The sequence below is a fragment of the Polyangium sp. 6x1 genome (assembly GCF_029946515.1).
Taxonomy (GTDB): domain Bacteria; phylum Myxococcota_A; class Polyangia; order Polyangiales; family Polyangiaceae; genus Polyangium.
In genome coordinates, this window is the sequence record NZ_JARZHH010000004.1 from 242,473 (window position 1) to 264,744 (window position 22,272).

The 22,272-nt window shown below is 68.5% G+C and carries 18 protein-coding genes; 12 read left to right on the forward strand and 6 right to left on the reverse strand.

Features of this window, described 5'->3' with window-relative positions:
* The first annotated feature begins 7 nt into the window (after positions 1 to 7).
* Together QHF85_RS07220 and QHF85_RS07225 are read left to right on the forward strand one after the other, a co-directional pair.
* A complete protein-coding gene (locus QHF85_RS07220) occupies positions 8 to 1,684 on the forward strand; it encodes an ATP-binding protein (protein WP_281326327.1) in 1,677 nt (558 codons plus the stop codon).
* Positions 1,685 to 2,027: 343 nt separating this feature from the next.
* On the forward strand, positions 2,028 to 2,669 hold the full coding sequence (locus QHF85_RS07225) for a hypothetical protein (protein ID WP_281326328.1): 642 nt from the start codon (positions 2,028 to 2,030) through the stop codon (positions 2,667 to 2,669).
* 16 nt (positions 2,670 to 2,685) lie between these two features.
* Here the strand turns inward: QHF85_RS07225 and QHF85_RS07230 are convergent, their stop codons facing one another.
* Positions 2,686 to 4,077: a flavin monoamine oxidase family protein gene (locus QHF85_RS07230; protein WP_281326329.1), complete on the reverse strand. Its 1,392-nt coding sequence runs from the start codon at positions 4,075 to 4,077 to the stop codon at positions 2,686 to 2,688.
* A 67-nt stretch (positions 4,078 to 4,144) separates the two neighbouring features.
* Positions 4,145 to 4,567, reverse strand: coding sequence for a (deoxy)nucleoside triphosphate pyrophosphohydrolase (locus tag QHF85_RS07235; protein WP_281326330.1), 423 nt, complete (start codon positions 4,565 to 4,567; stop codon positions 4,145 to 4,147).
* Between the two features lie 50 nt (positions 4,568 to 4,617).
* Here QHF85_RS07235 and purM point away from each other — a divergent pair, with 50 nt between their 5' ends.
* From purM to QHF85_RS07250, 3 genes are read left to right on the forward strand one after another with little or no spacing between them, the layout of a single operon-like run.
* Positions 4,618 to 5,670 (forward strand): phosphoribosylformylglycinamidine cyclo-ligase, encoded by a 1,053-nt coding sequence (gene purM / locus QHF85_RS07240; protein ID WP_281326331.1) that lies wholly within the window; start codon positions 4,618 to 4,620, stop codon positions 5,668 to 5,670.
* A 41-nt stretch (positions 5,671 to 5,711) separates the two neighbouring features.
* Positions 5,712 to 6,614, forward strand: coding sequence for an SPFH domain-containing protein (locus QHF85_RS07245; protein ID WP_281326332.1), 903 nt, complete (start codon positions 5,712 to 5,714; stop codon positions 6,612 to 6,614).
* A 5-nt stretch (positions 6,615 to 6,619) separates the two neighbouring features.
* Complete coding sequence (locus tag QHF85_RS07250) at positions 6,620 to 7,564, forward strand: hypothetical protein (RefSeq protein ID WP_281326333.1); 945 nt, start codon at positions 6,620 to 6,622, stop codon at positions 7,562 to 7,564.
* Here the strand turns inward: QHF85_RS07250 and QHF85_RS07255 are convergent.
* From QHF85_RS07255 to QHF85_RS07265, 3 genes are all read right to left on the reverse strand, one after another.
* A complete protein-coding gene (locus tag QHF85_RS07255; protein ID WP_281326334.1) occupies positions 7,561 to 8,214 on the reverse strand; it encodes a CAP domain-containing protein in 654 nt (217 codons plus the stop codon). The genes QHF85_RS07250 and QHF85_RS07255 overlap by 4 nt on opposite strands.
* 115 nt (positions 8,215 to 8,329) lie before the next feature.
* Complete coding sequence (locus QHF85_RS07260) at positions 8,330 to 9,562, reverse strand: PAS domain S-box protein (RefSeq protein ID WP_281326335.1); 1,233 nt, start codon at positions 9,560 to 9,562, stop codon at positions 8,330 to 8,332.
* Positions 9,559 to 10,764 carry a PAS domain-containing protein gene (locus tag QHF85_RS07265; RefSeq protein WP_281326336.1) on the reverse strand — a complete coding sequence of 402 codons (1,206 nt, stop codon included), beginning with the start codon at positions 10,762 to 10,764 and terminating at the stop codon, positions 9,559 to 9,561. The genes QHF85_RS07260 and QHF85_RS07265 overlap by 4 nt, the downstream gene beginning before the upstream one ends.
* A gap of 294 nt (positions 10,765 to 11,058) precedes the next feature.
* Between QHF85_RS07265 and QHF85_RS07270 the strand changes: the two genes are divergently transcribed.
* The 7 genes from QHF85_RS07270 (at position 11,059) to QHF85_RS07300 (ending at position 20,846) form a co-directional block, all read left to right on the forward strand.
* Complete coding sequence (locus QHF85_RS07270) at positions 11,059 to 12,507, forward strand: CoA-acylating methylmalonate-semialdehyde dehydrogenase (RefSeq protein WP_281326337.1); 1,449 nt, start codon at positions 11,059 to 11,061, stop codon at positions 12,505 to 12,507.
* Entirely contained in the window at positions 12,507 to 13,382 is an 876-nt protein-coding gene (locus QHF85_RS07275) for a nitrilase-related carbon-nitrogen hydrolase (protein WP_281326338.1), read from the forward strand. Before QHF85_RS07270 ends, QHF85_RS07275 begins: the two co-directional genes overlap by 1 nt.
* A 24-nt stretch (positions 13,383 to 13,406) precedes the next feature.
* A complete protein-coding gene (gene hydA / locus QHF85_RS07280; protein ID WP_281326339.1) occupies positions 13,407 to 14,813 on the forward strand; it encodes a dihydropyrimidinase in 1,407 nt (468 codons plus the stop codon).
* Positions 14,810 to 16,177 carry an FAD-dependent oxidoreductase gene (locus tag QHF85_RS07285; RefSeq protein ID WP_281326340.1) on the forward strand — a complete coding sequence of 456 codons (1,368 nt, stop codon included), beginning with the start codon at positions 14,810 to 14,812 and terminating at the stop codon, positions 16,175 to 16,177. The genes hydA and QHF85_RS07285 overlap by 4 nt, the downstream gene beginning before the upstream one ends.
* A gap of 3 nt (positions 16,178 to 16,180) precedes the next feature.
* On the forward strand, positions 16,181 to 17,572 hold the full coding sequence (preA, locus tag QHF85_RS07290; RefSeq protein ID WP_281326341.1) for an NAD-dependent dihydropyrimidine dehydrogenase subunit PreA: 1,392 nt from the start codon (positions 16,181 to 16,183) through the stop codon (positions 17,570 to 17,572).
* A gap of 24 nt (positions 17,573 to 17,596) precedes the next feature.
* The gene (locus tag QHF85_RS07295) at positions 17,597 to 19,120 is read left to right on the forward strand and encodes an NCS1 family nucleobase:cation symporter-1 (protein ID WP_281326342.1); all 1,524 of its coding nucleotides are present in this window, start codon (positions 17,597 to 17,599) and stop codon (positions 19,118 to 19,120) included.
* 127 nt (positions 19,121 to 19,247) lie between these two features.
* Positions 19,248 to 20,846, forward strand: coding sequence for a hypothetical protein (locus QHF85_RS07300; protein ID WP_281326343.1), 1,599 nt, complete (start codon positions 19,248 to 19,250; stop codon positions 20,844 to 20,846).
* Here QHF85_RS07300 and QHF85_RS07305 read toward each other — a convergent pair whose 3' ends face one another.
* Entirely contained in the window at positions 20,847 to 22,256 is a 1,410-nt protein-coding gene (locus tag QHF85_RS07305; RefSeq protein WP_281326344.1) for an Ig-like domain-containing protein, read from the reverse strand.
* Between the last annotated feature and the right edge of the window lie 16 nt (positions 22,257 to 22,272).

Genomic DNA, 22,272 nt, shown 5'->3' on the forward strand with positions numbered 1-22,272 from the left:
CGCGTCCGTGTCCGGCCCGCCGAACCCTCCTCGCCCAGCCCCCCTCATCAAGACACGAAAGATCGAGCGCCGCGTCGTCCTCGCGGTGCTCGTGACCGCCGTCATCCCGCTCGTCGCCGCGCTGCTCATGGCGCGGGCCATGGTCTCGCGCGTCAGCGCGACCGCGTTTCAGCCGGAGTTTGGCGCGCACCTCGACCGCGCGCTCGGGGTCTATGCGGACCTCGCGAAGACCATCAAGCAAGGCATGCGATACGAGGCCGACGCCATTGCGATGCGGCCGGAGCTCTCGCGCGTCGCGAAGGAAGGGGAAGGGGAGCGGGTCTCCGCCGAGCTCGCGCGGGAATTCGCGGCGCATCCCTCGCTCGTCTCGCTGAAGATCGAGGATGCGTCCGGGAGCGTTCTCGGCAAACACGAAAGGGACAAACCCGTGGATCCGGCCGCCGAGCGCACGCTGCTCGTGCGCAGGCCGCTCGGCGAGGCCTCCGAGGACGACGGCCCCTTCCTCGTCGCCACGTTCGCCGCGCCAAACGCGCGGTTCGCCGAGATGGAGTCCGCGCAGGAGTTTGTTCAAGCATATCATCAGCTCGAACGACATCACCGCGAGGAGTACGTCGATCGGACGTACACGCGCGCGTTCGGCCTCCTGTTCGGGCTCTTGATCTTGCTCGCGGCGCTCACCGGGATCGTCGTCGCGCGGCCGGTGACGCGGCGGATCGCCGAGCTCGCGGCGGCGACGCGGCCCGTGGCGGCGGGTGATCTGACGGTGCGGGTCTCCGTGACGGGGGACGACGAGGTCGGCGACCTCGGGCGGGCGTTCAATCGAATGCTGGAGGAGCTCGACGAGAGCCGCGCGCGCATCGAGTTTTTGCGGCGCATGGGCGAGTGGCAGAAGATGGCGCGGCACCTGGCGCACGAAATCAAGAATCCGCTCACGCCGATCCAGCTCGCCGTGCAGGAGTGCCATCGCCGGTATGCCGGTGACGACCCCGATTACCGGCGCATCGTGCAGACCACGCTGGAGGTCGTCGAGGAGGAGGTCGGCACGCTCCGCCGGCTCGTCGGCGAGTTCTCGAGCTTCGCGCGGCTGCCGCGGGCGGACCTCGCGCCGGTCGACCTCGGTTCCTTCCTGCGCGAGCAGCGCGACCATTTCTCGGCCCGGACGGAGGGCGGGAGGGCCGAAGGCGAGGAGGCGCTCCTTTCGAAGATCGATCTGCGCTTCGAAGTGTCCGACGACTCGATGCCCGCGGTCCTCGATCGGGAAATGCTCCACCGTGTGCTCACGAACGTCGTGCAGAATGCGGCACAGGCGCTCCGGGACGCGCGCAAGCGCGCTGGAAAGGGCGAGGGGAGCTGGGGCCGGGTCGTGGTCTCGGCGCGGCCCGTGGGCGGCTCGTACGTCGTCGACGTGGACGACGACGGGCCGGGCATTTCGGCCGAGGTGCGCGACGTGCTCTTCGATCCTTATGTGACGACGAAGCGCGACGGGACGGGCCTCGGGCTCACCATCGTGAAGAAGATCGTCGTCGATCATGGCGGGACCATCGAGGCCACGGGCTCGCCGCTCGGGGGCGCGCGTTTTCGGATCCGGCTGCCCCGCGCGGACAGCGCCGAGGCGCGCGCGGCCGTCGAGCGGTCTCTCGCCGAGGACGAGGACGGGGCGCGATCCTCCTCCGGCGGTGCGTAGCGTCGTGCACGACGGCGACACCCTGCGTGGCACGGCCGCTGCAATGGACACCCGTTCATGGCGCCCTGGCTCCGCATCGTTCTCTGGGTGGTGGCGATCGTGGCCCCGGGGGGATTCGCGCTCTTGCCTTTGCTTGCAGGGGAACAGTTGAAGCGAAGGCGCGACGAGCGATCACGCGCCCTCGCCGCCTCTTCGGTGAAGGCTGGGCCATAGCGCGAAGTCCGACGGGGACGGCCTCCGGGCGAGCTCGACTTTTGGCGTCATGGCTGCGGTCGAGTTTGGCGGGCCGAGCATCGAAAGAATGGGCGTCGGGCCATTGCTCATTGCTTGACGAAGAGGACCGATGAACAACGAGGCAGGGACGAAGACGCGTTCGCCGCTCCGGACGTTGCGCCTGGGCACGGTGACGGCCGCATCGAGCGAGACGGCGCCGCCCGTGTCCGAACGGTATGGGCCTCGATCCGCGATGCGCCCCATGGCGCCGGATTATTTCTCGATTCCGCCCGAGCCGGCCGGCGTGGTGCACGCGCTCTCCGCGGAGCCGCGCTCGGGACCGTCGAGCCGGAAGCTCCGGACGCCCCTCGACGAGATGAACGAAATTCTCCGGAAGATGGAAATTCGCGAACTCGGCGATGTCCTCCTTCATGCGCAACGATTGCTCGCTGCGCGTGGGAAGGCACCCGACCCGGACGTGATTTCCTCCATCCTCGCGGCGATGGGGCGTCTCTACGGCGCGTATCGCAATGCACCCGGCGTGCCGCTGCCGATTCTGCGCGGGGCGCTCTCGGACGTCCCGCGCAAGACGCTCGACGACGCGCTGCTCGAAGCCGAGGCGCGGCGCATGCTCCGGCTCGTCGTGGTCTCGCCGCTGACGCCGTTCGTCGAGCGTGCGGCGGGCCTTCACGATCCGCGGCGCGGGTTGCTTTATTTCGTCGCGGCGCCCGACGGGACCGCGCGCGAGCCCGAGCCCATGCGGAGGCGCTGAATTCGGAGAACCACGCTCAACCGAGGGCGGCGAGCACCTCGTCGGAAGCGCGTTCGCCGGCTTCGACGGCGCCTTCCATGTAGCCCGTCCACACGCGCGCCGTCTCCGTCCCGGCCCAGTGCACGCGGCCCACGGGCGCGCGCAGCGCCGCGGCGTGCGCGGTGAGCACGCCTGGGCCGAGGACCATCGAATAACAGCCGCGCGACCATCGCTCGGCGGGCCAGTCCTGATCGACGTAATCGATCGGAGCGGACGCGCTCGGGCCGAAGAAACGCGTGAAGGAATCGACGGCGGCTTTTTTCCGTTCCTCGGGATTCTTTCCGCTCATGGCGCGCGCGTCCTTGCCCATGAAGAACCCGACGAGCGCGCCGTGCGAGCCGTCCTCGGGAGAATCGTCGAAGACGAGTTTTACGGCGCCGACGTCGGAGAGCGCTTCTCCCGAGTATCCGGCTTGCCGCCAGAACGGCGACGTGTACGTCGCGACGCATTTGATCACGCTGCCCATCGGCGACCGCTGCGTGAGCTGATCTCGGCCCGCGGGCAGCGCCGGCTCGTAATCGATGCGCCCCGCGAGCGTCGGCGGGACCGCCACGATCACCTGCTTGCACCGCCACGCGCCCGCGTCCGAGGTCACGGTCACGCCCCCCGCGTCCTGCGCGATGCGCCGCACGGGCGCGCCGAGGACCACCCGCTCCTCGCCGAGCCCGCGCGCGAGCCGCTTCGAGACCTCCTGAAAACCCTCCGCGAGCCGCGTCTCCTGCGCGCCATTCTCGATTTCCGTCAAGCGCATGAACCCACCGCCCTGGCGCAGGTAATACAGGAAAAACAGGAGCGACAGCTCGGACGGCTCCGCCGCGAAGACCGCCCGCACGGCCGTGTCGAGCATTGCTTTGGCGCCGCGCGTCTTCACGTTCTTGCGTTTCCACGCCTCGACCGTGGTCCCGTCCCATTCGAATGCCTTCGCCGCGGAGAGCGGATCCTCGATCGGCACCTCCTTCACGAGCGTCTCGATGCGCTGGATCGTGATCCCGAGGTCGACGGCGCCGATGAGCGACAGGCTCGGGATCGAGGTCTTGTACGTCGTCAGCGTCCCGCCGAGCGACAGCACCTTCTTGCCGTCGCGCCATTGCTTGAACGTCGAAAGCCCGAGCTCCGAGACGAGCTTCGCCATTCGGTCCTGCGTGGGGCCGATCCATTGCGCGCCGAGGTCCACGCGGTCGCCTCGCGCCGTCGTGTGGCTCAAGGTCCGGCCGCCGACGCGGTCCCGCGCCTCCAGCACCACGACCGAGACGCCCGCGGCCGCGAGCCGCCGCGCCGCCACGAGGCCGCTGAGCCCCGCGCCGACGACCACCACGGATGCCTCGCGCGGCGCTCCTTGCCCGGATCCTTCCATGCGACCTGACTCCATGGCCCTCGCAGCGAACGGGCGAGGCCGGGCGCAGGATACCGCTCTTCGGGCCGCGCGTGTGCGCCGATTACGTGCGAGGCGCGAGCAGGGTCCGCACCTTCGACAAGATCGCGACGTCCGCCGGGGGAAAGAGCTCGTCCTTCAGGTCGCCCGGCCCGGCCCACTTCACGTCCGCGACGTCGAGCGGACGCGGATCGGGCGAGCCCGCCGCGCGCGTCACCGCAAAGAACAGGAGCAGCACGGATTTTTCCGGGTATCGGTGGAACGTCACCTCGACGGGATCGCCGACCGAGACCTCCATGCCGATCTCCTCGCGCAGCTCGCGGACGAGGGCCGCGCGCGGATCCTCGTCGGGCTCGACCTTGCCGCCGGGGAACTCCCAGGCGCCGGCGAGGTGCGTGCCGCGCTTGCGCTGGGTGAGCAGGACGCGCCCCTCCTCGACGAGGACGGCGGCGGCGACGAGGACGGGCGGACGCGGCGTATCGGTCATGGCGGCGACGAACCCTAGCACCTCGCCCCAAGCTGTGACATTCCGCCGGCATGCCCATCACCTACAGCCAGGCAGGCGTGGACATCGACCGGGGGGACGCCCTCGTCGAGCGCATCAAGAAGCTCGCGCGCCCGACGCGCATCCCCGAGGTCGTCGCCGACGTCGGCGGCTTCGCGGGCCTCTGCGCCCTGCCGAGCGGGCTCGTCGACCCGATCCTCGTGAGCGGAACGGACGGCGTCGGCACGAAGCTCAAGGTCGCCTTCGCGGCGAACGTGCACGACACCGTGGGCCAGGACCTCGTGGCGATGTGCGTGAACGACGTCATCACCGTCGGCGCGCGCCCCCTGTTTTTCCTGGACTATTTCGCGACCGGGACGCTCGAGCTCGACGTGGGCGAGGCCGTCGTGCGGGGCATCGCCGAGGGCTGCAAGCTCGCCGGCTGCGCGCTGCTCGGCGGCGAGACGGCGGAGCTGCCGGGCATGTACGCGCCGGGCGAGTACGACCTCGCGGGCTTCGCGGTGGGCGTGGTCGAGCGGGCGAAGATGCTCGACGGCACGAAGGCGCGGCCGGGCGACGCCGTGCTCGGCGTCGCGTCGAGTGGTTTGCACTCGAACGGTTATTCGCTCGCGCGCAAGGTGCTGTTCGAGCGGATGGGGCTCGGCATCCACGACGAGGTCCCCGGGCTCGGACGCACCGCGGCCGAGGCGCTCCTCGTGCCGACGCGCATTTACGCCCGCGCGGTGCGCGAGCTCTTCGCGGCCGTGCCCGACGCCGTGCGCGGACTCTCGCACATCACGGGCGGGGGCTTGCCGGGCAACCTCCCGCGCGTGCTGCCGGAGGGCCTCGGCGCGCGGCTCGACCTGTCCGCGTACGAGCGGCCGGCAATCTTCCGGGTGATCGCCGAGCAAGGGCCGGTCGAGGAGGCCGAGATGCGACGCACGTTCAACCTCGGCGTGGGGCTCGTCGTGGTGGTCGCGCCCGAGGCCGAGGCCGCTGCGCTCGACGTGCTGCGCGGGGCCGGCGAGCAGGCCTTCCGGCTCGGCGAGGTCATCGAGGTCGGGGCCGACGTTCCGTTCGAGGATCGCGTGCGATTCGATCGATAGACCGTGGTGGACGCGGATTCGCCGGTTACATTGGCGCGACCATGGATCCGCTCCTCCTCGTGCTCGGGTTTCTCCTCCTGGCGTACCTCCTCGCGGGCATCCGGCAGATCAACCAGTGGGAGGTCGCGCTGCGCTTCACGTTGGGCAAGCTCTCCGGAAGGGTGCAGCCTGGCGTGACGTTGTTCCTTCCCGGCTTCCAGTCGCTCCGCAAGATCGATACGCGCACGAAAAACCGCGACCTCTTGCGGCAAATGGTGATCACGCGGGACAACGTGACGACCATGGTCGACACCGTGCTCTATTACCGCGTCGTCGACCCGGAGAAGGCCACGCTGGCGGTGGAGAACTACGAGGCGGCGGTGAAGGATCGGGCGAAGGTCGTGCTGCGCGACGTCGTCGGCGAGACGCGCCTCGACGAGCTGCTCGCGCACCGCGAGGAGGTCGCGGCCAAGGTGCGCGCGCAGGTCGAGACCACGGTCTCGCAGTGGGGCCTGCACGTCGAGCTCATCGGCCTCCAGGACGTGCAGCTCCCGCCGCAGATGCAGGAGGTCCTGGCGAAGGTCGCGATCGCCGAGCGGGACCGCAAGTACGTGGTCATCAAGAGCGAGGCCGACGTGGAGAGCGCGAAGAACTTCGCCGAGGCGGCCTCGATCCTCTCGAAGTCGCCGGGCGCGATGGAGCTGCGGCGCTTCGAGGCCCTCGCGAACCTGAGCCAGGGCAACACGAAGGTCATCTTCGACCTCGCCAAGCCCTACGACGACGTCCGGCACACGGCGGCCGCGATGGCCGAGGCGGCCACGGCCGGCGAGCAGCCGCGCGTGCGCGTCGACAACCCCGGCGCGGGCGCGCTCCGCACGGCCTCGCAGCACGAGGCCGAGGCCATCGCCGAGGCCGAGGCGGAGCTGCAGGCCCGCAAGTTCATGGCGGCGGGTCGGAAGATCTAGCCGCGATGATCCCCGAAGGCAGCGCGCTCGCCGCGGGCGCGAGGAGCCTGCTCGACGCGGGGGGCGAGGCCGAGCTCGCGGCGCTCGTCGAGCGCAGCGCGGTCGAGCTCGTGGGCGAGGCCGATCGCTGGTCGATGGGCTCGCGCGAGGTGCGCGCCTATCGCGTCGTGCTCACGGTCTCCGCGCAGGATCACGTCCTCCTCAGCGCGCAACCGAGCCGGCTCTCGACCCTGCGCGACGCGTTCGCCGCGGCCGCGCGCACGCCCGAGACCGAGCTCGAGAGCCTCTCGCTCGTGCTCGCGCTCCCGCCCACGGGCGCGGGGTTTCATCGCCACGCCTACCGCGACGCGCCTGCCCCGCGCGCCGAGCCGCCGCCCCCGCCTGCGGCCGTGCTCGGCGGCGCGGCCGATCTCTGCAAGGCCCGGAAGAACCGCGACGCGGAGGGCATCCTGCGGCGGGCCTCGATGGAGCAGTCGTTCGTGCATGCCGCGGCTCGCTCGATGCGCCGCTTCCTCTTGCGCCTCGACCCGGCCGATTTTGCCCGGATCGAGCGGGACCCGCCGCTCGCCGAGAGCCTCACGTCGGCCGTGCGGGACGCGGCCGCGACCGCGGACGACCCTGCGTCGGCCGTGCATTTCGGCCTGCGCCTCGACGGACCCCCGCCGGCGCTCCCGGAGCCCGAGGCCCGGCTCTCCCTTTCGCTCGCGGAGAAGGGCGTCGCTTGCGTGCCCGTGGCGCGGCCCGAGGGCAAGGCCGTGCTCGCGGCGATCGGCTCTTCGGGGGTCGTGCTCGTGGAGGTTGCGTCGGGCGCCCAGGGCGCCGTTTCCCGCGGCGGTGAGGTGAAGGTCTCGCGCCTGCGCGTGCCCGAGGGCGCACTCACGACCGCGGAGGGGGCGGACGTCGTGAGCGCGCAGATCGTGGCCGCGCTCGGGGCTGCGAAAATCCGTTAAGGCGTCCCGAAATCCTGCGTCCAGTACTTCTTGTAGCCGATCGTCCCCACGTAATACCCGATGCCGATCTGCTTCAGCTTGGCATTCATGATGTTCTTGCAATGCCCCGTGCTCGACATCCAGCCGCTCACCACGGCGCTGGGCGTGGAATACCCGGCGGCGATGTTCTCGGCCGCATTCGTGTACGTGTAGCCAGCGCTCTTGATGCGCTGCCACGGCGTCGAGCCATTCGAGCCGGTGTGGCTGAAGAAATTCTTCACGCCCATGTCCTTCGAATGCTTGCGCGCCGCGCACCGCAGCCGCTCGTCGAGCGTGAGCGCGGGCGCGGGCGGATACGCCACGCCGCCACAGCTCGCGCCGGCCGCGCGCTTCTGGTTCACCAGCGTCAGCACCTGCGCCTCGTAATCGGACCAGCCCTGATCCCAGGTCACGACGTCGTCGCACCACGCCACGAGATCCGCCGTGTCCGCCTCGGGGGCGAACGCGTCCGCGTCCTCGTCCGCGGTGGTCTCCAGGCCCTCGCCCAGGGCCTCGCCGATTTCATCGGTCGTCTCGTCCGCGTATTGGTCCTCTGCCTCGATCGAGCCGCCGCAGCCGAACAGCGTGAGCGACCCCATCACGAGGAGCAGGGACAATGTGATGTTTTTCATGAACGAGGACATTACCAGTGAATCCTCGTTTCACGAATACCTCAATGGCGCCGCATTCGTGCTTCCATCACAGGTAATGGTTCGTCGTGCGCGCCACTCGTTTGACGTAGAACAATCAGCGGCGATCGACGTATCCCCGCGCCACCCGGAGCGCGTACGCCACGCCGTCTCGCAATGTCCCCTTCGTCACGATCGTTCCGAGCTCTACCCCATTTTCCACAAATGCCCGCGCGAGCTCCGGCCCCGTCCCCGTCGTGACCACCTCCGCGCCGAGCAGCCGCGCCGCCTGCGCGGCTCGCACGAGCGCGTCGGCCGCCTCCGTGTTCGCCTCTTTCACGCCCGTCAGGTCGAGGATCACGACCTTCGCGTTTTGCCGCCCGATCCCTTCGAGCAGCACGCCGAGCATCCGTTCGGCTCGCGCAGGCTCGATCTCCCCGACGAGCGGCATCACGAGCACGCCCTCCGCGATCGGCACGAGCGGCGTCCCGAGCTCTTCGAGCGCCGCTCGTTGCGCCGCGATCACCTCGGCCGCGAGCCTGCGCCGCTCCTCCTCCGCGCGCCGCGACCCCGTCAGATCACGGACGATCGCGCAGCGCGCGATGCCCCGACCTTGCTCGTCGCGCACGAGGAACGCCGTCACCTGTGCCTCGAACGTGGTGCCATCGCCGCGCTGGTACGGAAGCACCCCGCTCCACGAGCCTTGCTCGAGCACCGCGGTCAGCACCTGCCCGCGGTGCACCGTCTCGGCCTGCGGCGCGAGCGTTTCGTGGACCGAGCGGCCCACGAGATCGTCGCGCCCGAGCAGCCGCTCGAACGCCGGGTTCACGTAGCGCAGGGTCCCGTCCGGAGACGCGACGCCCACCCCGTCCGGCGCGTTGTGGATCAGCGCCTCGAAGATCTGCGTCTTGCGGTGCAGGAGCTCCACCCGCGCGCGGAGCTCCTTGTCGATGAGGTACAGCGCCTCGCTCGACGAGCGGATGAACGCGCGGATCTTCGACGTCGCGTCCGGTACGCCCGCCGCGCGGAGCTCGAGCCCCACGTCGACGAACACCTGCCGCATCGCGCCGAGGACGCCCTGCAGCGTCGACGCCGTCCAGCCGCGCTGCACCGAGCTGTCGATCCAGCGCCTCCAGCTCTCGCTCGCGAACGACATGCTGCCCTCGCGGATCGCCGCGATGGCCGCGTCGACCTCCACGGCGCGATCGGCGCGGAAGGCCTCGATCGACGCCCCGAGCGTCCCGCCGAGCGCCGCGCGCGCCTCCTCGGTCAGCCGATCGACGAGACTCTCCCGGCGCGCGGCGAACACCTCCGCGAACGTTCCTCCCGGCGTACCCACGGGCTCGCTCATCGCCTCGAACCCGCCCCCCGGCGCGCCTGCCGCTTCTGCCGCTCGTGCCCGATCGCGTGCGCCACGCCCGCGCGCAGCGTGCTCCACGTCTCCATGCCGCCGAGGTCCACGTCGAGATCGACCAGCGTCTTCGCCACCGCGCCCCGCACGCCCGTCAGCACCACCTCCGCGCCGACGAGCTCGGCGGCCCTCGCCGCGCGCACGATCGACGCGGCCACCTCCGCGTCCACCACCGGCACGCCCGTGATGTCCACGATCACGTGCCCCGCGCCCGTCCGCGTGATCGCGGCCAGCATCACCTCGATGATCCGCGGCGTCCGCGCGGCGTCGAGCGCGCCGACGAGCGGCATCGCGAGCACCCCTTCCGCGAGCGGCAAAAGCGGCGCCGCGAGCTCCCGCAGCGCCGCGGCCTGCGCCCGTTGCATCTCCTCTTCGAGCGCGCGCCGCTCCTCCTCGGCTCGCTCCTCGGGCGTCGCGTCGCGCACGAGCACGCACCGCGCGATCGTCTCGCCCGCCTCCGACTTCACGCGGAACGCCTTGAGCCGCGCGTTGAACGACGACCCGTCCGCGCGCCGGTACTTGAGGCTTCCCTCCCAGCTCCCCGTGTGCTCCGAGGCCTCGGCCATGTGCGCGAGCTTCGATTGCTCGTCCGGGTGAACGAAGTCCGTGAAGTGCCCGCGGCTGGCTTCTTCCGAGCCCATCATCGCGCAGAACGCCGGGTTCGCGTAGATCACCGTCCCGTCGGGTTTGGCGATACCGATCCCGTCGGGCGCGTTCTCTGTGACCGCGCGCAGCACCATCGCGCGCTGCGCCGCTTCCTCGGCCTTCGTCCGGAACGCACGATTGAATGCGGCGGCTGCCGTGTTCATCGCGCCGACGATGCGCCGCGCGCCCGCTTCCGCGCCCGGCACGCCCTCGTCGACGGCTTCGAGCGCGGCTTCGAGCAGCCCTTGGCCTGTGTGTTCGAGCCAAGCGAGCGCCTTGCGCGTCTCGAAGCCTCGCGCCCGGGCTGCCTCGCCGAGGCGGTGCACCCACGCCTCGAGCTCGCCCGTCTCGGGGTTTTCCGCGGCGTCGAGCCACGCCTCGAAGCTCGCGTCGAGCTTCGCGCGGAGCTCGTCTGGCATGTCGAAGGCCTCGGCCGACCCGGGATTCGGGCTCGTTTCCACGAGGCGCGCGAGGACCTCGGGGCGCCTTTGCAACATCGCTCGCCGGAACGCGGAAACTTCGGCCCCCGACATGTACGCCTCAGCGTAAGAGCATCCTGGGCGCGCTCGCAAGCGCCCGAGCGACGCCACCCGCGCCCGAACCGTGCCCGCGACGACGCGGGGCGGCATACGTGGTCGCCGTGCGGCGGTTCGCCCTTGGGCCTTGTCGCGGAGAGAAAATCACGGTTGATTGTGCTCGGCGCGTCTCGCTCGGCCCCTGTCGGGGCCGCGGAGGCGCGCGCTCGGGGGGGAAGGGCGAAGCGCCCACGTCAGGAGGAGGATCGTCTTTTTATGCGCGTGCTCGAGAACTTCATCAACGGCGCCTGGGTTGCTTCTGCGGGCACCACCTTGCTCGACGTGAAGAACCCCGCGACCGGGGAGCTGCTCGCCAAGGTCCCGCTCTCGACCTCGGGCGACGTCGACGCCGCGGTGCAAGCGGCCAAGGCTGCGTTCCCTGCGTGGCGCGCCGTCCCGCCGGTCCAGCGCGCGCGCTACCTCTTCAAGCTGAAGGGCCTCTTCGAGCAGCACCGCGAGGAGATCGCGGGCATCTGCACGAGCGAGCACGGCAAGACGTTCGCCGAGTCGTACAACGATTTCGGCCGCGGCATCGAGAACGTCGAGCACGCGTGTGGCATCCCGGCGCTGCTCATGGGGCAGAACCTCGAGGACGTCGCCTCGGGCATCGACTCGCGCGTCCTTCGCCAGCCGCTCGGCGTCTTCGCGGCGATCACGCCGTTCAACTTTCCGCCGATGGTGCCCCTCTGGTTCCTCCCGTACGCGATCGCCACGGGCAACACCTTCGTGCTGAAGCCGAGCGAGCAGGTGCCGCTCTCGCAGCGCCGCATCTTCGAGCTCATCCAGCAGATCGGCCTGCCGAACGGCGTCGTGAACCTCGTGAACGGCGGCCGTGAGGTCGTCGAGTCGATCTGCGAGCACCCGGACGTGAAGGGCGTCTCCTTCGTCGGCTCCTCGCACGTCGCGAAGATCGTCTACCGGAAGTGCGGCGAGACCGGCAAGCGCGTCCAGGCGCTCGGCGGCGCGAAGAATTTCATCGTGATCATGCCCGACGCCGACATGGAGCGCGCGGTGCAGAACGCGGTCGAGTCCTGCTACGGCTGCGCAGGCCAGCGTTGCCTCGCGGGCAGCGTGATCGTCCCTGTCGGCGACGCGTACGAGCGCGTGCGGGACCTCTTCGTCGAGTACGCGAAGAAGCTCGTGCTCGGCGACGGCAAGGCGCCGGGCACCACGCTCGGGCCTGTCGTCTCGCGGGCGCACAAGGACCGCGTGCTTTCGTACATCGAGAAGGGCATCCAGGAGGGCGCGAAGCTCGTGCTCGACGGCCGCCACGCGACCGTGGACGGCCTGCCGGACGGCAACTGGATCGGGCCGACGATCTTCGAGGACGTGCGTCCCGACATGGTGATCGGGCGCGAGGAGATCTTCGGGCCAGTCGCGTCGTTCATGCGCGCGAAGGACCTCGACGAGGCGATCCGGCTCGCGAATGCGAGCGAATACGGCAACGCCGCGAGCATCTACACGACGAACGGCAAGGCCGCGCGCGACTTCGGGGCCCGCATCGAGGCGGGCATGGTCGGCGTGAACATCGGCGTCGCCGCGCCCATGTCCTTCTTCCCGTTCGGCGGCCAGAAGGCGAGCCTCTATGGCGACACGAAGGCCCACGGCTCGGCCGGCGTCGACTTCTACACCGAGCGCAAGATCGTCATCGAGAGGTGGTTCTAATGGCCAGGAAAGTCATCGGCGGGCTCATCCAGTGTAGCAATCCGCTCAATGATCCGAGCGCCTCGGTGCTCCAGATCCGCGACGCGATGTACGAGAAGCACCTCCCGTTCATCGAGGAGGCGGGCAAGAAGGGCGTGCAGATCCTCTGCTTGCAGGAGGTCTTCAACACCCCGTATTTCTGCCCCTCGCAGGACGCGAAATGGTGCGACACGGCCGAGGCGGTCCCGAACGGCCCCACGGTCCAGCGGCTCGCCGAGTACGCGAAGAAGTACCAGATGGCGATGATCGTCCCCGTCTACGAGCGGGAGCAGGCCGGCGTGTATTACAACACGGCCGCCGTCATCGACGCGGACGGGACGTACCTCGGCAAGTACCGGAAAAACCACATCCCGCAGACGAACGGCTTCTGGGAGAAGTATTTCTTCAAGCCGGGCAACCTCGGGTATCCCACGTTCCAGACGCGCTACGCGAAGATCGGCGTCTACATCTGCTACGACCGCCATTTCCCCGAGGGCGCGCGCCTTCTCGGCCTGAATGGTGCCGAGATCGTCTTCAACCCCTCGGCGACCGTGGCCGGTTTGTCCCAGTACCTCTGGAAGCTCGAGCAGCCCGCGCACGCCGTGGCGAACGGGTATTACATCGCGGCGAGTAACCGCGTCGGCACCGAGGCGCCGTGGAACATCGGCAAGTTCTACGGCACGAGCTATTTCTGCGATCCGCGGGGCAATTTCCTCGCCGTCGGCAGCGAGGACCGTGACGAGCTCGTCGTCGCGGAGATGGACCTCGACGTGATCGAGGAGGTGCGGCGCACCTGGCAGTTCTACCGCGACCGCAGGCCCGAGACGTACGAGGACATGGTCAAGCTCTTGCCCTGATCGAGGGGCGTTCGGGAGGACGAGATGGGCATCCTGATCAAGAATGGCGAGATCGTCACCGCCTCCGACAAGTTTGTCGGTGACGTTTATTGCGATGGCGACAAGATCGTGGCGGTCGGGTCCGGGCTCGTGAAGCAGGGCGCGGACGACGTCGTCATCGACGCCTCGGGCCAGCTCGTCTTCCCGGGCGGCATCGACGCGCACGTGCACATGGAGCTGCCGTTCATGGGCACGGAGAGCTCCGACGATTTCGAGACGGGCACCGCGGCGGGCGTCGCCGGCGGCACCACGTCGATCATCGATTTCGTCATCCCTGCGCGCGGCCAGCATTTGCTCGACGGCCTCGCCATGTGGAAGGAGAAGGCGAAGAAGTCGGTCGCCGATTACGCCTTCCACATGGCGGTCACCTGGTGGGGCGACCGCACGAAATCCGAGATGGAGCAGTGCGTCCGCGAGGAGGGCATCCCCTCCTTCAAGACGTTCATGGCCTATCGCGGCGCGATCGGCGTCGACGACGTCGAGCTCATCCAGGTCATGCAGACGGCGAAGGACCTCGGCGCGCTCGTCACGGTGCACGCCGAGCACGGCGACGTCGTCGTCGCGCTCCAGAAGAAGCTCGTCGCCGAGGGCAAGCTCGAACCGAAATACCACGCCCTCTCCCGCCCGGCGCCCGTCGAGGGCGAGGCGACGAACCGCGCGATCATGATGGCGCGCATGATCGGCGAGCCCATTTACATCGTCCATCTCACGTGTCGCGAGGCGCTCGACGCCGTCACCGACGCGCGCCGCCGCGGCCAGCTCGTCCTCGCCGAGACGTGCCCGCAATATTTGATCCTCGACGACTCGGTCTACGACAAACCCGATTTCGAGGGCGCGGCGTACGTCATGAGCCCGCCGATCCGGCCGAAGGGCCACCAGGAGGCGCTCTGGGCGGGCATCGCCTCGGGGCTCATTCAAGTGGTCGCGACGGACCATTGCCCCTTCAATCAGGTCGGCCAGAAGGACATGGGCCGGGAGAATTTCACGAAGATCCCGAACGGCGCGGCGGGTATCGAGAACCGCCTCGGCCTCCTCTGGACCTACGGCGTCCTCGGCGGCCACATCGACGTGAACCGCTTCGTGGATCTCTTCTCCACGCAGCCCGCGAAGATCTTCGGCCTCTATCCGCGCAAGGGCGCGATCGTGCCGGGCGCCGACGCCGATCTCGTGATCTTCGATCCGAAGGGGTCCAGCGTCATCTCGGCGAAGACGCACCACCACCGTTGCGATCGCAACATCTTCGAGGGATTCGAGGTCAAGGGCAAGGTGAGCCACACCATCGTCCACGGCCGCGTCCAATACAAGGACGGCAAGCTCGATGTCGTGCGCGGCGCGGGGCGTTATCTCCCGCGCAAGCTCGAGACGTCGGCTGCCGCGAGGGAGGTCCGATGACGCATCATTCGCCGCACATCCCGGACGTCGAGGGGGACCGGCTCGAGGTCCTTTACGAGGACAAGAAGCCGCCGTACGGGGACGCCGAGGCCATCGCCGAGGCGAACCGGTGCCTGTATTGCGTGGACGCGCCGTGCATCAAGGCGTGCCCGACCGCGATCGACATCCCCACGTTCATCCGGAAGATCGGCACGGGCAACGTCAAGGGTGCGGCGCGCACCATTCTCTCGCAGAACCTGCTCGGCAAATCGTGCGGCCAGGTTTGTCCGGTGGAGGTCCTCTGCGCCGGCGCCTGCGTGTACAACGACTGGAACCGCGATCCGATCAAGATCGGCCGCCTCCAGCGTCATGCCGTGGAGACGGCGCTCGCCGAGGATCCGCAGCTCTTCAAGCCCAAGGCCCCGACGGGCAAGCGCATCGCGCTCGTCGGCGCGGGCCCGGCGTCCGTCGCGGCGGCCGGCTGGCTCGCGCTCGAAGGGCACGAGGTGGCCATTTACGAGAAGAAGCTCCTGCCGGGCGGCCTCAATACGCTGGGCATTGCCCCGTACAAGATGAAGGTCGAGGAGGCGCTCCAGGAGATCACCTGGGTGCTCTCGCTCGGCAACATCGAGCTCTATCAGGGCGTCGAGATCGTCCCCGTCTCGGGCTCGCCCGAGGAGGTCTCGGCGAGCGCGCTGCTCCAGCAATACGACGCGGTCTTCCTCGGCCTCGGCCTCGGCCCGGATTCGCGGCTCAAGATCCCCGGCGAGGACGGCGGCGGCGTGGTGGGCGCGACGCACCTCATCGAGCGGCTCAAGGCCGACCCGACGCTGCGCTTCAAGGGCGTCGATCGCGTGATCGTCGTCGGCGGCGGCAACACGGCCGTCGACATCGCGCACGAGCTCGCTCTGCTCGGCATCGAGACGACCATGGTGTATCGCGGCGGCGATCACGAAATGTCGGCCTACGAGCACGAGCTCGCGAGCGGCCGCGTCGACGGCATGAGGGTCCTCTGCGAGCGCTCGCCGGTCGCGGTTTTACGGGACAACATGGGCAAGGTCACGGGCGTCCGCGTGATCCGGACCGAGGACAAGAAGCCCGTCGCCGGCACCGAAGAGGACCTCCGGGCCGACCTCGTGGTCGTCGCGGTCGGCCAGAGCCGCATGACCGAGGTCGCGCGCTCGTTCGAGGGCGTCGAGCTCGACACGCGCGGCCGGGTCATCGTCGATCCGAAGACCTACCGCACCGGAAACCCCAAGGTCTGGAGCGCCGGCGATTGCGTCAACGGCGGCAAGGAGGTCGTGAACGCGGTCGCCGAGGCGAAGATCGCGGTCACGAGCATGCACGCGTTCCTCATGGGCACGGAGAAGGGCGTGGGAGCCTGAGACATGGCAGATCTATCGATTGATTTCGCGGGTATCAAGAGCCCGAACCCGTTCTGGCTCGCCTCGGCGCCGCCCACGAACACGGGCGACCAGGTCATGCGCGCGTTCGACGCCGGCTGGGGCGGCGCCGTGTGGAAGACGCTCGGAAACCCGATCGTCAACGTGTCGAGCCGGTTCGGCGGCATCGATTACGGCAATACGCGCATGATGGGGCTCAACAACATCGAGCTCATCACGGATCGGCCGCTCGAGGTGAACCTTCGCGAGATTCGCGAGGTCAAGCGCCGGTATCCGAACCACGCCGTGATCACTTCGCTCATGGTCGAGACGAAGGAGGAGTGGAAGGAGATCATCCAGCGCGCCGAGGAGGCGGGCGCGGACGGCCACGAGCTCAATTTCGGCTGCCCGCATGGCATGTGCGAGCGCGGGATGGGCTCGGCCGTGAGCTCGGAGCCGAAGGTCCTCCGCGAGATCGCGAGCTGGGCCGTCGAATTCGCGACGAAGCCGGTCATCGTCAAGCTGAGCCCGAACGTGACGGACATCGTCGAGCCGGGTGAGGCGGTGCTCGAATCGAGGGCGCACGGGATCAGCTTGATCAACACGATCAAGTCGATCATGGCCATCGACCTCGACCGGATGGTGCCGCTGCCGCGCGTCGGCAACGCCTCGACGAACGGCGGTTATTGCGGCCCGGCGGTCAAGCCCGTCGCGCTGCACATGGTCGGCGAGTTGACGCGGCATCCGTACATCGCGAAGCTGCCGATCTCGGGCATCGGCGGCATCTCGAACTGGCGCGACGCGGCCGAGTTCATCGCGCTCGGGTGCACGAGCGTGCAGGTGTGCACGGCGGTCATGCATTACGGCTACCGCATCGTCGAGGACATGATCGAGGGCCTGAGCGATTTCCTCGATTCGAAGGGCATGAAATCGGTCCTGGAGCTCCGGGGCCGGGCCGCGCCGCAATACAAGAACTGGGGCGAGCTCGACCTTGGCTATCGCGTCGTGGCGGACATCTCGACCGACAAATGCATTGGTTGCCAGCTCTGCTATGTCGCCTGCATGGACGGCGCGCACCAGTGCATCCACCTGCCTGGCCGCACCGAGGAGCAGGCGCGCAAGGCCGGGCATACGCACATCCCGAAGATCATCCCGGACCGCGCGGTCACGGCGAAGGGTGGGACGCCCGGCGGGCGCGTGCCGTTCGTCGACGAGGAGGAGTGCATCGGCTGCAATCTCTGCCAGCTCGTTTGCCCCGTCTCGGGCTGCATCACGATGAAGGAAGTGCCCTCGGGCAAACCGAGCGAGACCTGGAACGACCGCGTCCAGCGGGGCGCCGATTTCGTCCCCGGAGGCCTGCACGCCACGGAGATCGAGCGAGCCAAGCGAAGCAGCTGAGCCTACCATTTCGGGGGTCCCACCATGACAAGCGACGCACGCCTCGCCGTTCGCGTCTCGGGTGACATTCACGAGCTCGAGGGCGAGATCGTCTCGCCCTACGTCAATCACGACCTCGAACCGACACGGATCAAGGATCGCAAGTGGGCGATGAAGGACATCGCCGCGTTGTGGATCTCCATGTCGGCCTGCGTGCCCACGTACATGCTCGCCTCCTCGCTCATCGCCGAAGGAATGAGCTGGTGGCAGGCCGTGGTGACGATCTTCCTCGGCAACACGATCGTGCTTCTGCCGATGATCCTGAATGCGCACGCGGGCACCAAGTACGGCATTCCCTTCCCGGTGTATTGCCGCCCGTCGTTCGGCATCCTCGGCGCGAACATCCCGGCGATCCTGCGCGCGCTCGTCGCGTGCGGCTGGTTCGGGATCCAGGCGTGGATCGGGGGCTGGGCGATTTACAAGATCATCGCCGTCTTCGTCCCGTCGTTCGAGAGCGCACCCGCGAACATCCTCGGCATCAGCCTCCCCCAGCTCCTCTGCTTCCTGTTTTTCTGGGGGATCAACATGTGGGTCATCCACAAGGGGATCGATTCGATCCGGGTCCTCTTGAACATCAAGGCCCCGCTGCTCATCGCGCTCGGGCTCGCGCTGCTTGCGTGGGCGTATGGCAAGGCCGGCGGGTTCGGCCCGATGCTCGACACGCCCTCGGCGTTCGCGGCGGGCGGGAAAAAGGAGGGCCAGTTCTGGTCGTTCTTCTTCCCCGCGCTCACGGGCATGATTGGCTTCTGGGCGACGCTCTCGCTGAACATCCCCGATTTCACGCGGTATGCGTACTCGCAGCGGGATCAGGTCGTCGGGCAGGCGCTCGGGCTGCCCACCACGATGGGGCTTTATTCGTTCATCGGCGTGGCGGTCACCTCGGCGACGGCGGTGATCTACGGCGAGACGATATGGGATCCGGTCGTGCTCATCACGAAGTTCAAGAACCCGGTCCTTCTCGTGGTCGCGCTCTTCTCGCTCTGCATCGCGACGCTCGCGACGAACATCGCGGCGAACGTGGTGAGCCCGGCGAACGATTTCGCGAACCTCTGGCCGAAGGGCATCTCGTTCCGGACCGGCGGCTTCATCACGGGCGTGATCGGCATTTTGATCCAGCCCTGGCGCCTCGTCTCGGACCCTTCGGGATACATCTTCACGTGGCTCGTCGGGTATTCGGCGCTGCTCGGCGCGATCGGCGGGATCCTCATCGCGGATTATTTCGTCGTCCGTAAAACGAAGCTCGACCTCGTGCAGCTCTACGTGCGCGAAGGCGCCTACTGGTATCAAGGCGGCTTCCATCCGGCGGCGATCATCGCGCTCTGCGCCGGCATCCTGCCGAATCTGCCGGGGTTCCTCGGGACGATCAAGGTCATGACCGTCGATCCGATGTGGATGAAGCTCTACAACTATGCCTGGTTCGTGGGTTTCTTCGTGTCGGGTGGCCTCTACGTCGTCCTCGTGCGCCTCTTCGGCAAGACCGAGGCGACAACCGTGAAGGTCGAGGGCTGACGAAACGACCGTTTCCGCGGCCGGCGCGCGCTTTCCTGCCTTCGTACATCGACAAAAGCATTGAACTTTCCGGTGGTCTCGGGATAATCGTGACTGGGGTCGCGGTGTTCCCCCACGGAGGCGTCCGATGCGGTTCGGTTTCTTGTCTGCCCTCATGGCCCTTGCCCTCGCGGGCCTGGGCGTCGCGAGCTGTACCCAGGATTTCGACCAGTTCGAACCGACGGGGGGCAGCGGCGGCAATGGCGCGTCCGCGTGTCCGACCGGCCAGGTGCGTTGCAATGACGCCTGCGTCTCTGCCGACGATCCGGCCTTCGGCTGCGGCGCGGGGTGCAGCCCCTGCAACGTCCCGAATGCGACGGCCGCCTGCATGAACGGCGCTTGCGCGGTGGGCACGTGCGACACGGGGTTCTCCGATTGCGACGGCCTCGCGGCGAGCGGATGCGAGTCGAACACGGCCACCGATCCGAACAACTGCGGCGCGTGCAACACGGTCTGCACGGCGGCGAACGCGACGGCGACGTGCGAGGCGGGCCTGTGCGGGCTCGGTCCGTGTACGCCGGGGTTCGCCGATTGCGACATGATGGCGCAGACCGGCTGCGAGACGAACACGGAGTCGGACCCGCAGAACTGCGGCGCATGCAATTCGGCCTGCACGGCCTTCGAGGCCTGCATCGACGGTAAGTGCGAGCCGAGCCCCTGCGAGCCGGGCACGGCCGACTGCAACATGGACAACAGCGACGGCTGCGAGACCATGCTCGGTACGCTGCTCGATTGCAAGTTTTGCGGCGACACGTGCGACTTCGCGAACGCGGCCGAGACGTGCGACATGGGCACGTGCACGTTCGGCGCGTGTGACGCCGGGTTCGATGATTGTGACATGATGGACGCCACGGGCTGCGAGGTGAATCTCCAGACCGACCCGAACAACTGCGGATCGTGCAACAACGTCTGTCCGGGTGGCGCGCTGGCGGCCTGCACGAACGGGATGTGCACGCTGAATTGCCCGGCGGGGACGGGCGATTGCAATAACGATCCCTCGGACGGCTGCGAGACGGACACGGCGACGAACATCGACAACTGCGGCGCCTGCGGCCGCGCGTGCTCCGGGACGAACGTCGCCTCGAAGAGCTGCAATGCGGGCGTCTGCGACTCGTCGTGTGATCTCGGCTTCGCGAACTGCGCCATGCCCGCGATGGGCAACGACAACGGCTGCGAGCTGAACGTCCAGCAGAACGACACGAATTGCGGCGGCTGCGGCAACGATTGCAGCGGCGGCCTCGACTGTGATCGCGGCGCCCTCACGCAGAAGGTCTGTGGTTGCAGCAACAACAACGAATGCGGCGGGGGCGGCTCGTGCAACGGCGGCACGGGCATCTGCACCTGCGGCGGCACGGCCTGCGCCACGGGCGAGATCTGCATGGCGAACGCGTGCTCCTGCAATGGCGGCGCCGCGTGCGGCGCGAACATGCTTTGCTGCCAGAACCCGGCGGGCTGCGTCGACCCCTACACGGACGTCAACAACTGCGGCGCTTGTGGCCGTGAATGCCCGGCCGGCTTCGTCTGCGGAGGCATGGCTCCGCAGGCGCCCACGTGCCGCTGCGACGCGGACGCCGATTGTAATGCAGGAACGGCGGGCACGTGCAACGTCGGCACGGGCGTCTGCTCCTGCGGCGCCACGCAATGCGCCGTCGGCGAGCGGTGCTTGCCGAACGGGATGTGCGGCTGATCAGGGACGACGGCCGCGCCGCCGCGCGACGAGGGCCATGCACGCGCCGGCGAGCGCGAGGAGCGACCCGGCGCTCGCCCCGCGGCGAGCCGGCGCGGCCGTGCAGCCGTCGTCGTCCTCCGGGACGGGATTGACGTTCGTCGGCGGAGGCGGCTCCTCCTCCTCCGGCGGCATGTCGTCGGGCCGCATCGAATAGGTCGCGTCGAGCTTCGGGCAAGCCGAGGCTGGCGGCGGCCCTACCGGCGCCGCGCAATCGCCGCCCGGCGATGCCGGCGTGCAGGTCGTGAACGACAAAACAAAATCCTCGGTCGGAGAGGCGCCGGTGAGCGTCTTGATCGATTTGTGCAAGGTGGCCGTGTATTTCGTGGCTGCTTTCCAGGGCTCTTGCGCCGTGACGAGCAGGACGTTCGCCCACTTGTCTCCGCGATACACGCTGACCGTCGCGGGAACCACGGTCCCCGCGCCGTCGCGCAAGGTCACGACCGTGTCGTCGATCGTGGCCCGGTCCATTCCCTCGCCGAAGAACAGCACGATTCTTCCATCGGGCCGCGTATTGTCGAGCGTGACGAGCGGGTAGGTATCGTCCGGATATTGACCGATGACCACGCCGTCGGCCGACGGGTTGCCGTCGAGGCGGCGCAGGATCTCACGGTAATAGCCCATCGTGACGTGCGCGCCGAACGGATATCCACCGGGCGTCCGCGGATCGCGCAGGCTTTGCCGGGCCCAGGGGAATTTCTTCCCGTAATCGTCGGCGCCGAGGTAGAGGTATTTCGCGACGACCGAGATTCCCGACCAGGCCGTCGACATGGCCTTCTCGATGGCCTCGGGCGTGACGGGGTGGACGATCTTCTGCTCGAAGATCTCGCTCTGCGTCTCCGCGTCGACGGCGATCTCGGGCAGGTAATACCGCGGATGGTCGTGGACGAGGAAGATGTCCATCGCCATGTCGAAGGTATCCATGTCCCCCGGGTCGACCTGGTCCGCGCGCTCGTAGAGCAGCGAATCGAACGTCGAATCGGTGATCCCGTGCGCCGCGAGCCCCATCAAGAACGCCACGTGGGTCGCCGCCTCCGGGTTGTCGAGCGGTTTGTCCCCGTACCGCGCGCGGAGGAGCTCGACGTACCCCTCGACGTACTGCTCCCAGTGCGGGATTTCGCCCTGATCGTGGTCGTCCGCGGTGTAGCCGGAGTCGGGGAAGAAGGCCCCGTTCGAGAGGTCGTTCAGGTGCGCGTCGAAGAGCGCGCGGAGCCGCGGATCCGTGACCTGCTCGGCGGCGCACTGGGCCATGTAGATATGGCCCTGCATGCCTGTGGCCGAGGCGGTCCCCGCGGCGCCGAGCGTCGGGAGGAGAAAGGCGAGGGCGACGAAAAATCTCTTTTTCGAGGAACAGCGGGGGGCGTGCATCATCACCTCCAGGGAGGGA

Bases quoted from the DNA above. Each gene is read 5' to 3' on its own strand.
- QHF85_RS07230 (WP_281326329.1), bottom strand. From the start codon at position 4,077: ATGGAGTCAGGTCGCATGGAAGGATCCGGGCAAGGAGCGCCGCGCGAG.
- QHF85_RS07245 (WP_281326332.1), top strand. From the start codon at position 5,712: ATGGATCCGCTCCTCCTCGTGCTCGGGTTTCTCCTCCTGGCGTACCTC.
- hydA (WP_281326339.1), top strand. From the start codon at position 13,407: ATGGGCATCCTGATCAAGAATGGCGAGATCGTCACCGCCTCCGACAAG.
- preA (WP_281326341.1), top strand. From the start codon at position 16,181: ATGGCAGATCTATCGATTGATTTCGCGGGTATCAAGAGCCCGAACCCG.
- QHF85_RS07255 (WP_281326334.1), bottom strand. From the start codon at position 8,214: ATGAAAAACATCACATTGTCCCTGCTCCTCGTGATGGGGTCGCTCACG.
- QHF85_RS07275 (WP_281326338.1), top strand. From the start codon at position 12,507: ATGGCCAGGAAAGTCATCGGCGGGCTCATCCAGTGTAGCAATCCGCTC.
- purM (WP_281326331.1), top strand. From the start codon at position 4,618: ATGCCCATCACCTACAGCCAGGCAGGCGTGGACATCGACCGGGGGGAC.
- QHF85_RS07305 (WP_281326344.1), bottom strand. From the start codon at position 22,256: ATGATGCACGCCCCCCGCTGTTCCTCGAAAAAGAGATTTTTCGTCGCC.
- QHF85_RS07295 (WP_281326342.1), top strand. From the start codon at position 17,597: ATGACAAGCGACGCACGCCTCGCCGTTCGCGTCTCGGGTGACATTCAC.
- QHF85_RS07260 (WP_281326335.1), bottom strand. From the start codon at position 9,562: ATGAGCGAGCCCGTGGGTACGCCGGGAGGAACGTTCGCGGAGGTGTTC.
- QHF85_RS07270 (WP_281326337.1), top strand. From the start codon at position 11,059: ATGCGCGTGCTCGAGAACTTCATCAACGGCGCCTGGGTTGCTTCTGCG.
- QHF85_RS07250 (WP_281326333.1), top strand. From the start codon at position 6,620: ATGATCCCCGAAGGCAGCGCGCTCGCCGCGGGCGCGAGGAGCCTGCTC.
- QHF85_RS07225 (WP_281326328.1), top strand. From the start codon at position 2,028: ATGAACAACGAGGCAGGGACGAAGACGCGTTCGCCGCTCCGGACGTTG.
- QHF85_RS07265 (WP_281326336.1), bottom strand. From the start codon at position 10,764: ATGTTGCAAAGGCGCCCCGAGGTCCTCGCGCGCCTCGTGGAAACGAGC.
- QHF85_RS07285 (WP_281326340.1), top strand. From the start codon at position 14,810: ATGACGCATCATTCGCCGCACATCCCGGACGTCGAGGGGGACCGGCTC.
- QHF85_RS07300 (WP_281326343.1), top strand. From the start codon at position 19,248: ATGCGGTTCGGTTTCTTGTCTGCCCTCATGGCCCTTGCCCTCGCGGGC.
- QHF85_RS07235 (WP_281326330.1), bottom strand. From the start codon at position 4,567: ATGACCGATACGCCGCGTCCGCCCGTCCTCGTCGCCGCCGCCGTCCTC.